17 protein-coding genes and 1 riboswitch are annotated in these 14,605 nt (G+C 38.1%); of the genes, 13 read left to right on the top strand and 4 right to left on the bottom strand.

Annotation, left to right across the window (positions count from 1 at the left end; translation table 11 throughout):
• The 5 genes from ACVRZH_RS07680 to ACVRZH_RS07660 all read left to right on the top strand — a co-directional run.
• Positions 1-704: SH3 domain-containing protein (locus ACVRZH_RS07680; protein WP_447454715.1), on the top strand; the 704-nt coding region annotated here is incomplete at its 5' end.
• A gap of 127 nt (positions 705-831) precedes the next feature.
• The gene (locus ACVRZH_RS07675; RefSeq protein ID WP_447454714.1) at positions 832-1,734 is read left to right on the top strand and encodes an HAD family hydrolase; all 903 of its coding nucleotides are present in this window, start codon (positions 832-834) and stop codon (positions 1,732-1,734) included.
• 177 nt (positions 1,735-1,911) lie between these two features.
• Positions 1,912-2,688: a nucleoside phosphorylase gene (locus ACVRZH_RS07670; RefSeq protein WP_447454713.1), complete on the top strand. Its 777-nt coding sequence runs from the start codon at positions 1,912-1,914 to the stop codon at positions 2,686-2,688.
• A 73-nt stretch (positions 2,689-2,761) separates the two neighbouring features.
• On the top strand, positions 2,762-3,256 hold the full coding sequence (locus tag ACVRZH_RS07665) for an ECF transporter S component (RefSeq protein WP_447454712.1): 495 nt from the start codon (positions 2,762-2,764) through the stop codon (positions 3,254-3,256).
• A complete protein-coding gene (locus tag ACVRZH_RS07660) occupies positions 3,253-3,621 on the top strand; it encodes a DUF4430 domain-containing protein (RefSeq protein WP_447454711.1) in 369 nt (122 codons plus the stop codon). Before ACVRZH_RS07665 ends, ACVRZH_RS07660 begins: the two co-directional genes overlap by 4 nt.
• Positions 3,622-3,839: 218 nt before the next feature.
• Here the strand turns inward: ACVRZH_RS07660 and ACVRZH_RS07655 are convergent, their stop codons facing one another.
• The 4 genes from ACVRZH_RS07655 to ACVRZH_RS07640 form a co-directional block, all read right to left on the bottom strand.
• Complete coding sequence (locus ACVRZH_RS07655) at positions 3,840-4,322, bottom strand: aminoacyl-tRNA deacylase (protein ID WP_447454710.1); 483 nt, start codon at positions 4,320-4,322, stop codon at positions 3,840-3,842.
• Positions 4,319-5,161 carry a DUF368 domain-containing protein gene (locus ACVRZH_RS07650; RefSeq protein WP_447454709.1) on the bottom strand — a complete coding sequence of 281 codons (843 nt, stop codon included), beginning with the start codon at positions 5,159-5,161 and terminating at the stop codon, positions 4,319-4,321. The genes ACVRZH_RS07655 and ACVRZH_RS07650 overlap by 4 nt, the downstream gene beginning before the upstream one ends.
• 83 nt (positions 5,162-5,244) lie before the next feature.
• Positions 5,245-5,778: an energy-coupled thiamine transporter ThiT gene (gene thiT / locus ACVRZH_RS07645; RefSeq protein ID WP_447454708.1), complete on the bottom strand. Its 534-nt coding sequence runs from the start codon at positions 5,776-5,778 to the stop codon at positions 5,245-5,247.
• Positions 5,779-5,826: 48 nt separating this feature from the next.
• Positions 5,827-5,924, bottom strand: a riboswitch (TPP riboswitch).
• A 77-nt stretch (positions 5,925-6,001) separates the two neighbouring features.
• Complete coding sequence (locus ACVRZH_RS07640; protein WP_447454707.1) at positions 6,002-6,850, bottom strand: glycoside hydrolase family 25 protein; 849 nt, start codon at positions 6,848-6,850, stop codon at positions 6,002-6,004.
• 295 nt (positions 6,851-7,145) lie between these two features.
• On the opposite strand from ACVRZH_RS07640, the gene ACVRZH_RS07635 reads away from it, so the two are divergent.
• From ACVRZH_RS07635 to ACVRZH_RS07600, 8 genes are all read left to right on the top strand, one after another.
• The gene (locus ACVRZH_RS07635) at positions 7,146-9,179 is read left to right on the top strand and encodes a BglG family transcription antiterminator (RefSeq protein WP_447454706.1); all 2,034 of its coding nucleotides are present in this window, start codon (positions 7,146-7,148) and stop codon (positions 9,177-9,179) included.
• 11 nt (positions 9,180-9,190) lie between these two features.
• A complete protein-coding gene (locus ACVRZH_RS07630; protein WP_447454705.1) occupies positions 9,191-9,475 on the top strand; it encodes a PTS sugar transporter subunit IIB in 285 nt (94 codons plus the stop codon).
• 12 nt (positions 9,476-9,487) lie between these two features.
• Positions 9,488-10,840, top strand: a complete 1,353-nt coding sequence (gene ulaA, locus ACVRZH_RS07625) for a PTS ascorbate transporter subunit IIC (protein WP_447454704.1) — start codon at positions 9,488-9,490, stop codon at positions 10,838-10,840.
• Between the two features lie 2 nt (positions 10,841-10,842).
• Positions 10,843-11,694: a transketolase gene (locus ACVRZH_RS07620; RefSeq protein WP_447454703.1), complete on the top strand. Its 852-nt coding sequence runs from the start codon at positions 10,843-10,845 to the stop codon at positions 11,692-11,694.
• Positions 11,687-12,631: a transketolase family protein gene (locus tag ACVRZH_RS07615; RefSeq protein WP_447454702.1), complete on the top strand. Its 945-nt coding sequence runs from the start codon at positions 11,687-11,689 to the stop codon at positions 12,629-12,631. Before ACVRZH_RS07620 ends, ACVRZH_RS07615 begins: the two co-directional genes overlap by 8 nt.
• A gap of 334 nt (positions 12,632-12,965) precedes the next feature.
• Entirely contained in the window at positions 12,966-13,454 is a 489-nt protein-coding gene (locus tag ACVRZH_RS07610) for a hypothetical protein (RefSeq protein ID WP_447454701.1), read from the top strand.
• A 16-nt stretch (positions 13,455-13,470) separates the two neighbouring features.
• On the top strand, positions 13,471-13,938 hold the full coding sequence (locus ACVRZH_RS07605) for a hypothetical protein (RefSeq protein WP_447454700.1): 468 nt from the start codon (positions 13,471-13,473) through the stop codon (positions 13,936-13,938).
• Between the two features lie 44 nt (positions 13,939-13,982).
• On the top strand, positions 13,983-14,432 hold the full coding sequence (locus tag ACVRZH_RS07600; RefSeq protein WP_447454699.1) for a hypothetical protein: 450 nt from the start codon (positions 13,983-13,985) through the stop codon (positions 14,430-14,432).
• Positions 14,433-14,605 lie beyond the last annotated feature (173 nt).

Raw genomic sequence — 14,605 nt, 5'->3', positions numbered from 1 at the left:
AAGTTGTGCAATCCGATAATCATCGTTGGTTGAGTTATATTTCTTATGGTGGTCATAGACGCTATGTGTCTCTAGGTCAAGTCAGCAGTCCTCAATCAAGTGTTCCTGCCCAACCGACTACTCCTGAGAAGCCAAGTACAGCAGTATCTCAACCAGTCGTTAGTTCTCCGTCTGTTTCTGGTGAACTTAAAGTTATCTCTAAAACTGGTACATATACCTTTACTCAACCGAGTGCAGTTAAGTCAGAGCCAAAAGTGCATTCAGCAACCTTAGCGACCTACCAAGCTGGTCAGCGTGTGAACTATGATCAAGTTGTGCAATCCGATAATCATCGTTGGTTGAGTTATATTTCTTATGGTGGTCATAGACGCTATGTGTCTCTAGGTCAAGTCAGCAGTCCTCAATCAAGTGTTCCTGCCCAACCGACTACTCCTGATAAGCCAAGTACAGTAGTATCTCAACCAGTCGTTAGTTCTCCATCTGTTTCTGGTGGACTTAAAGTTATCTCTAAAACTGGTACATATACCTTTACTCAACCGAGTGCAGTTAAGTCAGAGCCTAAAGTTCATTCCGCAACCTTAGCGACCTACCAAGTTGGTCAGCGTGTGAACTATGATAGAATTGTAAAAGTTGATAACCGTGTATGGTTAAGTTATGTGTCATACGGTGGTTATAGACGTTATGTTGCTTTACCTAATTCTTAACTATAGATTCAAATTAGACAGCTTCATAAATAAGTTGTCTAATTTTTTGGTTATCATCTGTGAATGATTGAATTTGCTTCTTGAGCGTAGTATAATAGACAGTGGCAGAAGGAGGAACAAGGCAGTCATGATTACATCTATTGTTTTTGATGTTGATGATACCATTTACGATCAACAGGCACCCTATCGTATTGCGATGGAGAAATGTTTTCCAGATTTTGATATGAATCATATTAATCAGGCATACATTCGCTTTAGGCATTATTCTGATGTCGGTTTTCCGAGAGTCATGGCAGGCGAGTGGACAACGGAGTATTTTCGTTTTTGGCGTTGCAAGGAAACTTTGTTGGAGTTTGGCTATACTGAAATTGATGAGGCTATTGGACGTCATTTTCAAGAGATTTATGAATATGAATTAGAACATATTACTATGCTTGATGAAATGCGTCTGACGTTGGATTTTCTGAAGTCAAAAAATGTTCCAATCGGTATTATTACAAATGGTCCAACAGAGCATCAATTGAAAAAAGTGAAAAAGCTAGGCTTGTATGACTACGTTGATCCGAAACGCGTAATCGTCAGTCAGGCTACAGGATTTCAAAAGCCAGAGAAAGAGATTTTTAATTTAGCCGCACAACAATTTGATATGAACCCTAAAACAACCCTATATGTTGGAGACTCCTATGATAATGATGTTATGGGCGCTTTCAATGGTGGTTGGCATGCGATGTGGTTTAATCACAGAGGAAGACGTTTAAAGGCTGGAACAAAACCTGTCTTTGATTTAGAGATTGATAGTTTTGAGCAGCTTTATGGAGCGGTCAAGGTACTGTTTGACCTGCCAGATAATAAGTTCATCTTTGATATCAATGACAAAAAGAATCCTATTTTAGAGATGGGAATCAATAATGGCTTGATGATGGCCGCCGAACGCTTGCTTGAAAGTAATATGAGTATTGATAAGGTTGTTATTTTACTGAGATTAGATAAAAAGCAAGAAAAAGTCTTGCGTATGAAATATGGTCGCTAGTATGTAGTCGGAGGTGATACCTCTGACTATTCATTTTATTGACCTGTTTATGAAGTGTGAACTAAGCGTCTTTCAGTTATGAAATATGAAAATAGGGAAATTTATTATTTTAGGGTTGCTATTGTTAAACGCTTCTTTTTATGAGAAAATAAACGACAATAAGAAAGGGGTGGGCTTATGATATTAGAAGAATTTGATGCTAACCGACAGGCGATTATCAATCCAGAAGACTTGTTTGAGGCACGAGATGATTTTCCAAAGACAGCTATTTCTTGTTTTGCAAGAACAACTTTTCAACGTATGGTTGATGCTTTTGACGGTAAGGAAATCCTGACAACGAGTATGGCCAATATTGTCATTCCTATTTATCGTATCAAGGTTGATGGTACATCACTAGCTCTTTTTAATTCCCCTGTTGGAGCTCCTGCTTGTGTTGCTATTTTGGAGGATTTACAGGCGCTAGGGATGAAAAATCTGGTCTTATTTGGCACCTGTGGGGTCTTAGACGAACCCATTCAAGAAACTTCGCTCATTATTCCGACAAGTGCGATTCGAGATGAAGGGACGAGTTATCATTATCTTCCTGCTAGTCGTGAGGTATCAGTGAATGAAGCCGTTCTGGAACAGTTAACAGCTTATTTGGATGGTCATCGTGTGTCTTATCGTCTTGGCAAGGTCTGGACAACGGATGGGATTTATCGAGAGACTGTCGGGAAAATGACGGCTCGAAAGTCAGAAGGAGCCATTTGTGTTGATATGGAATGCTCAGCCGTAGCAGCATGGGCAGACTTTAGGAAGGTTAAAGTTTGTCATTTCTTTTATGCAGCAGACCATCTATCTGAAGAAAACTGGGATATACGCAGTTTGAGTAATGATGCTGACTTAGATAATAAGGATAAAATTGCACAATTGGCTATTCGTATAGGATTAGAGATGGAAACAGGTAACTACTAACAAATAAGATTTGACAGATAGTTATCAATGAGATAAACTCAATAATGTCATATCAAATCAAGGAGAGATTACCATGTCTGTCAAACGTACTGCTAGAATAGCTATTTTAGCAGCTCTTTGCATTGTTATACGACCAGTATTTAGATTTCTACCTAATGTTCAGCCGATTACAGCTATTTTCTTTGTTCTTAGTGTTCAAATGGGATTGATAGACAGCATACTTGTTATGGGGCTGACGATGACAATTACAGCTTTTCAGCTAGGATTTGGTCCCTGGGTCTTTTTTCAGATTATCACCTTTGCGATTTTATTGGTGATTTTTAGGATGCTTTATCCTGTATTAAATCATCATCGCTATGATATAGTGAGTATAGGATTTCAAGCCCTAGTTTGTGGTATCCTAGCTTTTATATATGGTGTACTGATTGATAGCATGTGGGCAGTTGTTTATCAGTTGCCTTGGTGGGTATACGTTACAGCGGGTATCGTCTTTAATTTGTCTCATGCCGTATCAACCATTATCTGTTATCCGCTGATAACATCACTTTTTAGGAGAGTTTTACGATGAAAAAACGTTTTTTTGCTTTGTTATTATTACTAATGACCTTTGCTTTAGCGGCATGTGCTAAGCCATCAGCTAATCCTCAGTCGAGTGGTCAGGTGGAATTAACAGTGACTTTTGATGATAAAACATCAGAAACAAATCAAGTAGCTGTTAAAGATGGTGATACAGCAATGAGTGTCTTAAAAGCACAATACGATGTTGAAGAAGCATCTGGCTTTATTACTGCTATCAAAGATGTCAAACAAGATGAAAGTAAGAAGATTTACTGGATGTTTGATGTGAACGATGAGATGGCACCCAAAGGTGCAGACCAATTAGAGGTTAAAGATGGTGATAGGCTCCATTTTTATCAACAACGTTTTGAATAGTATCATTTGAGCTACTGAGGTATTTTTACTGACCCCTGAAAGTTAAACAGAATAACTTTCAAGGGTCAGTTCAATGTTGGTAGCTTTTTATATCGCCCATTATTGTATCAGCTGTCCTCGCTGACAACTTGTTTGTTATAGTATGAGTATTAAAAACTGACTATCTTGGCTGCAGTAATATGCACTAAGATAGTCAGTTTAGTATTATGGACTCTATATTACTTAGAGTCACTAAGTAAGTCAGTAAATGTTGCACGGACAAAATCGGCTAATTCTTTTGGGTTTACAGCTACAGAACGTCCGACTTCACCGGCAGAAACAAGCATTGAGGGTAAGATTTGGGCTTTTTCATCGATGTAGATAGGATAAGCATGACGTTGTCTGATGCCAACAGGATTATTTGCTCCGTGGATGTAGCCTGTTGTCTTTTGCAAATCTTTTTGAGGGATCATGGTAACTTTCTTATTACCAGATACCTTAGCCAGTTTTTTCTCAGAAAGGTGCTCAGTAATAGGAATAATGCCAATCAGAGGACCAGTTTTGTCTCCTGTTAGGGCCAAGGTTTTATAGATGATATGAGGATTGAGTTCCTCTGTTAACTTTCCTTCAAGTGCATTGATGGCCCAACTGGTATAGGGAATATGGGCTTTATCTAAGATTTGCTCAACCAGTGTTTTTTTCAGTTTAGTTTGTTTACTCATTTGTAGCGTTCCTCTAATTTGGTCATCCAAAACCCAAGTCCAATTCCTGCAACAAACAATAAGAACGTGATAATGGAAGTCGTTAAAGTGATGGTGGTGTAAGAAATGCTTTCAGCACTGCGAGGATTAGGAATGATGATTAAGAGGGTACTAGAGATAACTAATCCTAAAATAAAATGATAAACGCGTGAATGATAGTTTTTGAGAGCGAAATCCATAGCTTTTGAAAATAAAATCATCGTTAAAGCCCCGCCGACAGCAATAGGGAGAAAGACACCGAGTAAATCCAGTGATTTAAACCCTTTTAACATAGGTGAGTATAGGCCCATGATCAAGAGAAGATTAGATGGGCTGAGCCCTGGTACTAGAATACCTAGAGCGATGAGACTTCCAGCCAAAATAAAACTAAGGGGATTAGCTGGTATTTTACCGACTAAATCATTTAGGAAATAAAGCAATAGGCTTGATATGATAAAAGTTGTAACAAGAATAATCCAGTCCCTTTTATCTCGAACACTAGTATGAGTGGCTTCTTCCCAGAGAGTTGGCAAAGTTCCTACAATAGTTCCAGCGAAAGCCCATAGAACAGGAATTTGATAGTGTGCTAAAAGGTATTCCAAGGGGGTTGAAAATAAAGCAATTCCTATAATACCTCCAATACCGACAGGTAGAAAGAAGAGAACGTTTTTCCAAAAATCTTTCGATAGGTTTGCCAAAAAACCAATAATACGCTCATACAGTCCCAGAATAGAAGCGAGTACACCACCAGAAACACCAGGTAGAATAAAGCCTAGGGCAATAATAATCCCCTTTATTAATCGACTAAACCATGACATCATAATATCTCCAATCATTATCAAAAATAACAAAAAAATGGTATATAGGCTATTATACCATTTTTTTGATAAAGCTAACTGATGAATTAAGCTCTGAAGAAATCTGGACGCACTTTTGCTAATATGATAAGAAGAGCAATAGCAAGCGCGACAGAAGGAATAATGTAGCTGGCATTATAAATCAAAGAATATTGCCAAACTGGTACTCCTTCGGGAGCGTATTCGCCATAGAAGATAACGCCTGATAGGAAACTAGAGATGAGACGGCCAGTAGCTCCAACGACAGATCCTAAGACGATATTGACTATTGTTGGAGTTAGATGTTGTTTTTTAAATAGACCAGCAAGGCCTAGAGCTGTGTAGGCAAGGAAATAGTCTAATGAGACTTGGAAGAAGTTGAGGAAGTATCCGCCAAAAGCTAATTGAATCGTACCAACTAAGAAACCACCAATGAGTGCTGGTCCTAAGCCACGACGATAGGCTAAAAGAAAAATTGGTAACATCACCAAACTAACACTACCACCTTGTGGCATTTGAAACAAGACAAGTCGGTCTAATGCAACACCGAGAGCAGCAAGGATAGCTGTTTCAACCAAGACAGATAGACGGTTTTGAGACATAAAAAAGAACTCCTTTTTTGCACAAGAAGAAGCCCATTTACATATCATGGTCAACATAATCACAATTCCTACGCTAGTCCTAACTAGATCAGGTAATGAGGATTTCGTTTGTACGATCTCAGCCAACGGCACTCCCTTGTGGTTTATTTAATTGTCCTAATTATAATATAAGACCCTATCTCCTGTCAAGTTGTATTCTTTGAGGGGAGATAGAGTTATCTAATCAATCTTTAACTTTGCCGAATAATTTTTCGTAGGTTGCTTTACGGTCAGCTCTGTTGACAGAAATTTGATTCAAATCAAGACTATGACTAAAACCGTTTAAATAACCATTTGAGGTGTATTGATGCAGGTCATAGTCTAGGTCAGTTTGCGGAGCAGCTTCGTAGTAACCTGAATTACTACCGTAAGTTGGTATCCAAATAGCATCAAATTTATCGACAGAAATTTGTTGTTCCTCCATGAAATAGGTACCGATGTAGATACCGATGTTTTTAGCACCTAAACGTTCTAATTCAGCTCTAAAAGCTTCGACACCAGCGTTCATGTCTTTCATGGTTGGTTCTTCAACGTCAATCCAGTAGTAGGTAGGGTTGTATGGTGACGCTTTTTTGTAAAAGATACGAGCTTCTTCTTTCATCTCTTTAACGCTTGCCCCGAGAGCGTAGGCGTACACAGCTACAGGAACATCACGTTTCTGAAATTCTTTAATATGCGTTTTAAAGGATTTATCCACACCTGTTGTATGAGCAGCATTGTTATCTTTTGTGATTTGTGAGCCACCAAAGACCCTTACGACAACTCCTGAGATATTTTTTGATAACACATCGTAATCAATGTCACTCGGTAATTGCCAACCAGATACATCAATAATTGGATTGAGGACAAATGGTTCATCAGTATCTTTTTTGGTTTGCTTTTTGGGTTTAGGTTTGGGCTTTGGGATATTAGCTTGAGCATTTGAGAGAATTTTCTCATGTTCCTGTTTTATGTTGCTATTGGCTCTCACTAATAATAGCGTCACTAAACTAAAAAGGATAAGCACAACGATTGGTTTTATTCTTTTTCTCATCATCATTTCTATTCTAAACTAAATTAATCAAAAAATCAAAAAATCTTCTCTCTTAAAGTTGAAAAAGTTTCCAATTTACCAACTTTGTAATATGATTGTCTTTATTTTTTATTAACTTCGGAATAATCTTAGTATATTTGGTGTTTACTTGTATCTTCTTTTTTGTTTTACTATTTAGGGTAGAAGTCTTTTGTTGTTGAGCACAATTTATTTTGATAAAGCGCTTTCTTAATTGTGCTCAAATAGACTAGATATTGAAAGTGAGGTTGGTTATAATGGTTTCAGGAGGTAAGAAATGTTAGATAATAAAACAATGGTTATTCTAAAACCTTTGCTTTATCATAGTGATACTTCCTTATATGAATTAGGGCTAAGAACAAAGTTGCCTAAAACAGTAATAGAGGATTATATTCAGGATATCAATGATATTTTACTTGATTATGATTTACCTATCATTGTTATTGAGGGACAGCAGTTGCGCGTGCCTCAGGATTTAAAAGAGCAGGCAGCTTACGTTGAAAGCCTATGTCGTTATTCTCAGGTCAGTTTGAGCCAAGAAGAACGTTTGAATATGATTTACCTGTACACTTTTTGTCGTCAAGACTATGTATCAAACAATCATTATCAAGATTTGTTAAAGGTCAGTCGTAACACGACCTTGACAGATATTAAGGCGCTACGGGAGCATCTTAAGCGTTTCGATTTGTTGCTTGATTATTCAAGATCTGAAGGTTATCGTTTAGTCGGTTCAGAAAATGACAAATTGCGATTAGCTTTGTTTGCTATTAGTGAATTGCTTCATCAAACGATTGGTGATTGGGCGATTCAGTACATTATGGCTGAGTGGGGGACTCAATCACGTATCTCAGAGCTAGAGCAGTTGGCATCAGATTTAGCTGAAGAGCAGGGATTAAGTCCTATTCAAGATAGGTTACAAGAGTGTCTTTATTTATTTGAACTCTTAATGCTAAGATTAAATCTCAAAAATGATGTGAGCTTTGATGTATTGGAATTGCGTACTTTGTCAGTTGTTGAAGCTTTAACAGAGCCACTCTTGACGAAGTTGATAAGAGATAACGACGTGTCAGAAAGACACCTACCTTATTTGACCTATCAAATCACACGTTTGTTAATGGGCTGTTTTGAAGGTAATTCAAAAACCTATGATATCTTCTTTGCATCATTGACTTCAGATATTATCAGAGAAATGGAACGCTTATCCCTGTTGACCTTTGATGATAGGGAAGGTTTGGAAGAAAGTTTGCAAAAACACCTCGTTCCAGCCTATTACCGCTTGACCAGTCAGTTGATTAGTGTCAATTCCTATACGGATTCTATCAAAAATGATTATGGTGACTTGTTCTGGTTGGTCAAGAAAGCCTTGCTTCCTTTGGAGGATGCTGTTGGCTACCCGATACCTGATAGTGAGGTTAGCTACTTTGTGATTCATTTTGGAGGTTATCTCCGTCGTCAAAAAGACAAAGAACCTTATAAGGCATTGATTGTCTGTCCTAACGGTGTTAGCACGTCATTGCTCTTGAAAGAAGCTTTACAATCGCTGTTTAGCAATATCAAGGTTGTCGGTGTTGCCAAGTTTGATTCATTGGATGATTGGTCACAGAAAGGTTTGGATATGATTTTTTCAACGATTTCTATCCAAAGTTCCCTACCTCATTACTTGGTCTCGCCAATGATGACACAAGAACAGCGACAAGATTTGCTGATGATGGTACAGGGAGATTTTCCTGATGGTGTCGCTTATGTCAACGAAACCAGTAAACTTATTAAATTAATCAAAAAATATGGTCATATAACTGATGAATATGGTTTGAAACAAGCCATCACCCAGTTTTTACAACAGATGACTGAGACTAGAAAGGATGTGAGACCATTGTTACATGAGTTAATCACAAAAGAGACTTATCAACATAGCAATGAAACATTAGAATGGAGAGAGGCCATCAGGCTAGGTGCAAAACCACTCTTAGAGCAAGGTAAAATCGAGGCATCCTATATTGATGCCATGATAGGAAAGGTTGAAGAATTTGGTCCTTTTATTGACCTTGGCAAAGGCATTGCCATTCCTCATGCACGTCCAGAAGATGGGGCAAAAGAAGTGGGCATGTCGATGTTAGTCTTGGACAATCCAATCTTCTTAGCTGATGATCCTGCGCATGAGATTAAGTTACTGATTTGCATTTCAGCTATTGATAATGCCAGTCATTTAAAAGCCTTATCGCACTTGACAAAATTGTTGCGTAAGGATGAGTATATTCGGGCTCTTGTAGAGTCAAAACAATTTGAGGAAATAAAAACAATTATCCAATAGGAGGAAGACTAATGTTAAAAATTGGAACAGCATGTGGCTCAGGGCTAGGATCTAGCTTCATGGTACAAATGAATATCGAGTCTATTTTAAGAGACTTGGGTATCAGCGATGTAGAAGTAGAACATTATGATTTAGGCAGTGCTTCTCAGGAAGCTGCTGATGTTTGGATTGTAGCGCGTGACCTAGCTGACTCAGCAGAGCACTTAGGTGAGGTTAAAGTTTTAAATAGTATTATTGACATGGACGAATTGGAAGTTCTTGTCAAAGCAATTTGTGAAGAAAAAGGCTTAATTTAGGAGGTTAAGACAATGAACGGCTTACTTGATTTTTTAGTTGATATTGCCAGTACTCCGGCTATCTTGGTAGCCTTGATTGCGATTTTAGGTTTGGTTTTGCAGAAAAAACCAGTTCCAGATATTGTTAAAGGAGGTATCAAGACCTTTGTTGGATTCTTGGTAGTATCAGGTGGTGCAACCATTATCCTTAGCTCTTTGAACCCATTTGGTCAAATGTTTGAAAAAGCCTTCAATCTCTCAGGCACTGTTCCAAACAACGAAGCTATCGTAGCGGTAGCCTTGACAACTTATGGTTCAGCAACTGCTCTTATCATGTTGCTAGGGATGGTATTTAACATCTTGATTGCACGCTTTACGAAGTTTAAATACATTTTCTTGACAGGACACCACACACTTTACATGGCATGTATGGTTGCAGTTATCTTGTCTGTGGCTGGCTTTACTTCTGGGTCACTTATCTTCTTTGGTGGTTTGACGCTTGGTTTGATTATGACCATCTTCCCAGCTATTGTTCAAAAATACATGATTCAATTGACTGGTAATGACCGTGTTGCAATGGGACACTTTAGCTCACTCGGTTATTGGTTGAGTGGATTTGTTGGTGGTCTTGTTGGTGACAAATCGAAATCAACAGAAGATTTGAAATTCCCGAAAAGCTTATCATTCTTACGTGACAGTACTGTAAGTATTGCCTTGTCAATGTCAATCATCTATATTATCGTAGCGATTTTCGCTGGTAATGATTACATCTCAAAAGAATTAAGCAATGGTACAAATGGTATCGTTTATGCACTTCAACTTGGCGGTCAATTTGCAGCTGGTGTAACAGTTATCTTGGCTGGTGTTCGTCTCATTCTTGGTGAAATTGTTCCTGCCTTCAAAGGTATTTCAGAACGCTTGGTACCAAATTCAAAACCTGCTTTGGACTGTCCTATTGTCTATACTTATGCCCCTAATGCCGTATTGATTGGTTTCATCTCAAGCTTTATCGGTGGTTTGGTCAGCATGATTGTCATGATTGCTCTTGGAACAACAGTTATCTTACCAGGCGTTGTGCCTCACTTCTTCTGTGGTGCAACTGCGGGTGTAATGGGTAACGCTTCAGGTGGTGTCCGTGGTGCAACCGTCGGTGCTTTCTTACAAGGTGTACTTATCAGTTTCTTGCCAATCTTCTTGTTACCAGTTCTTGGTGGACTAGGTTTTGAAGCAACAACTTTCTCTGATGCAGACTTTGGTATTTCAGGTATTGTTCTTGGTCTCCTTAATCAAGTTGGAGGCAAAACAGCCATCATCGCTGGTTTGGTAGCGGTATTGGCAGTACTTCTTGGCTTATCATCTGTAGGTAAAAAAGCTAAGGAGGCTTAGTTATGAGCTTAACCAAGGATCGTGAAAGTGCTTTAAAGGCATTTGCTAATGATATCCGTTGGCATACACTTGAAACATTGAATAATCTTGGATTTGGTCACTATGGTGGTAGTTTGTCAATCGTTGAAGCATTGGCAGTACTCTATGGCGAAGTTTTAAATATCAGTCCAGATAACTTTGATGAGAGAGACCGTGATTACTTTGTCTTATCAAAAGGTCATGCAGGTCCTGCCTTATATAGTACCTTGCACTTAAAAGGTTTCTTTGACAAGACATTCCTCTCATCTTTGAACCAAAATGGGACTTCGTTACCATCACACCCTGACCGTAATTTGACGCCTGGTGTTGATATGACGACTGGCTCACTTGGGCAAGGGATTAGTGCAGCGACAGGGATTGCCAAAGGTTTAGATATTTTAGGTAGTTCATTTTCTGTCTTCACTATTGTTGGTGACGGTGAGTTGAATGAAGGTCAGTGTTGGGAGGCAATCCAGTTTGCCTCTCACCATCAACTGAAAAACTTCTTTGTCTTAGTTGATGATAATAAGATGCAGTTAGATGGCACAACATCATCTATCTGTAATCCACTGGATTATGTTGATAAATTCCAAGTTTTTGGTTTTGATGCAGTTAGAGTGGATGGGCAAAGTATTTCAGCGATTTACGATGCTATTGCTACTTTTAAAGCTTCTACTTCACAACGTCCAAAGTGTATTATTCTAGATACAGTTAAAGGTCAAGGTGTTGAGGAACTCACTCAAATGTCTAACAATCACCATTTACGCTTGACGGAAGAACTTAAACAAGACTTGGAGCAGGTTGTGGAAAGGTTAAAAGGAGGTCTCAATGACTAGACAAACAAAAGAAATGCGTTTGGTTTATCGTGACTTCTTGGTTGAAGAAGCTAAGACCAACCCGAACTTAGCAGTCCTTGAGGCAGATTTGTCAAGTTCTATGGCGACAAATACCTTGAAAGACTTGCTTGGCGAACGTTATATCAACTTGGGGATTATGGAAGCTGAAATGGTTGGTGTAGCAGCAGGTTTGTCCATCACAGGCTTCAAGCCTTACCTACACACCTTTGGGCCATTTGCCTCAAGACGTGTGTATGACCAACTCTTTATTTCTCTTGCTTATGCCCAGTTGGATGCGACCGTTATTGGTTCGGATGCTGGTATTAGTGCGGAAATGAATGGCGGAACACATATGCCGTTTGAGGAACTTGGCTTGATTCGTTTGATTCCTAAGGCAACGCTTTTTGAAGTAAGTGACGATATCCAATTCCAAGCAGTCTTGGAACAGACTAAGAATATTAAAGGCTTTAAGTATATTCGTACCATTCGTAAGGCGCCAACAGCTATTTATCAAGGTGATGAAGACTTCTCGGAAGGTTTCTATCAACTTCGGGATGGCAAAGATGCGACCATCGTTGCATCAGGTATTATGGTAGAACATGCTTTACAGTTATCAGATTTGTTGGCTGAATCAGGTCTTCAAGTCGGAGTGATTGACCTGTTTAGAATCAAACCGATTTCTGAACATTTGAAACCTCTACTCATCAATAAACCTGTTGTCACTATGGAAAACCATAACCAAATCGGTGGTTTGGGTAGTGCTATGTCAGAATTGTTGAGTGAAGAAAGACATACTCCTGTCAAACGTATCGGTGTTCAAGAACGCTTTGGTCAAGTTGGTCAAATGCCATATCTTCTCAGGGAGTATGGTTTAGCACCAGATTTAGTATCAGAAAGTGTTAGAGTATTTATTGAGCAAAACAAGTTATCAGAGTAGATGACCTGCCAAATTGATTAACCAAGTGAAGCAAAATAGCGTGAAGTCGTAGAACTCCATAAAATAGGTTGATCTAATGACTGTGAAAATAGCTATTATGATATTGTTTAAGAGGTTGGAGATTTTCATCTCAACCTCTTTTAAGTTGTTATAAAAACCATTGTTTTGAAGACTTGGCGAAAGTATTGATGGACAAGATAAAATCATTAGTCGTTAATATGTTAAGGTTGTTGAGTGTTTTGTAGTAACATAAAAACTATTGTATGTTAAAATGAGATATTAGATTGATGGTATCACAGAATAATGATATCAAAGAATTATGTGGAGTAAGAAGATGACATTTGAAGATCAATTAATGCAAATACAAGAGGGGATTATCCAGCTTGCTTTAGAATATATTAGCAATAACACGGAAGATATCGGGCGTATCTTTATTTATGGTGTTTCAGAGAATTCGTTGACCATTTATTTCGCCTATGAAGTAGGTGGAGAGATTGTGGATGTTAATTTCCTTAATGCTTCACTACCTAAGCATAGACAAAAAGAAAATCCTCCTATTTCTCGTTTACTGGACCTAGGGATTGGTGATTTAAAGCAAATGAAAAATTTTTGTAAAGAACATGGTAAAGAACATCCGACAGAACTTTGGCTCGTCTATGATACCCAGACTCAGAGTTTAAAAGCTAAATATAGCTATGACTGGCGATATGCAAAAGATGAAACACTTGACTTAGATACGACGGAAGAATTTGATAAATGGCTAGAGGAGCTTAGGCAAGGTCAAGGGAGTGGTAGGCTAAACAAAGTCGATAGAGATTTATAAAGAATAGGAGAAAATAATGACATTTGAAGATCAATTAATGCAAATACAAGAGGGGATTATCCAGCTTGTTTTAGAATATATTAGCAATAACACAGAAGATATCAGACGTATCTTTATTTATGGTGTTTCAGAGAATTCTTTGACCATTTATTTTGCTTATGAGGTTGGCGGACAGATAGTTGATGTTAATTTGCTTAACACTGTGCTACCAGCATCTCGGCAAATCCCGAATGCTAGTAATATGATTTCTCAATTACTTGGTCTAGGAATAAGCGATTTAGAAGAGATGACTGATTACTGTAATGAGCATGGTAAAGATCATCCGACGGAACTTTGGCTCATCTATGATACCCAGTCTCAGAGTTTAAAAGCTAAATATAGCTATGACTGGCGATATGCAAAAGATGAAACACTTGACTTAGATTCGACGGAAGAATATTATAAATGGCTAGAGGAACTTAGGCAAGGTCAAGGTGAGTGGTAGGCTGAACAAAGTCGATAGAGATCTATAAAGAATAGGAGAAAATAATGACATTTGAAGATCAGTTAATGAAAATTCAAGAGGGTATTATCCAGCTTGCTCTAGAATACATTAGTAATAATACAGAAGATATCGGTCGTATCTTTATTTATGGTGTTTTGGAAAATTGTTTGACAATTAATTTTGCTTATGAAGTAAGTGGACAGATTGTGGATGTTAATTTATTAAACACAGTTCTATCTTCGAGTAGACAAGTTGAAAATACAGATGAGTTACTTTCTCAGTTACTTCATTTAGGGATTAGCGATTTAAAGCAAATGAAACATTTTTGTAAGGAGCACGGTAAAGAACATCCGACTGAACTTTGGCTCGTCTATGACACCCAGACTCAGAGTTTAAAAGCAAAATATAGCTATGACTGGCGATATGAGAAAGATGAAACTCTTGACCTAGTTCCAAGAGAAGAGTTTGAAAAATGGTTGGAAGAATTTAGATAAGGTTACGGTAAGTGGTATTATCAAGTTGGTTTTGGTGTAGGATATGCCATAGTAGGATATGCCATAGTCGAACTGTTTCTTTTTTTGAAACGAGATGATGTTTCAATCAAGATAGTCGTTATTTGAATGGTTTTAGGTTAAAATAGATAGACAAATGAGTAAGGAGGTTTTAA

Source organism: Streptococcus fryi (genome assembly GCF_053206505.1).
The sequence above is the reverse complement of the archived record's forward strand: the minus strand, read 5'-3'. Positions and strand labels throughout refer to the sequence as shown.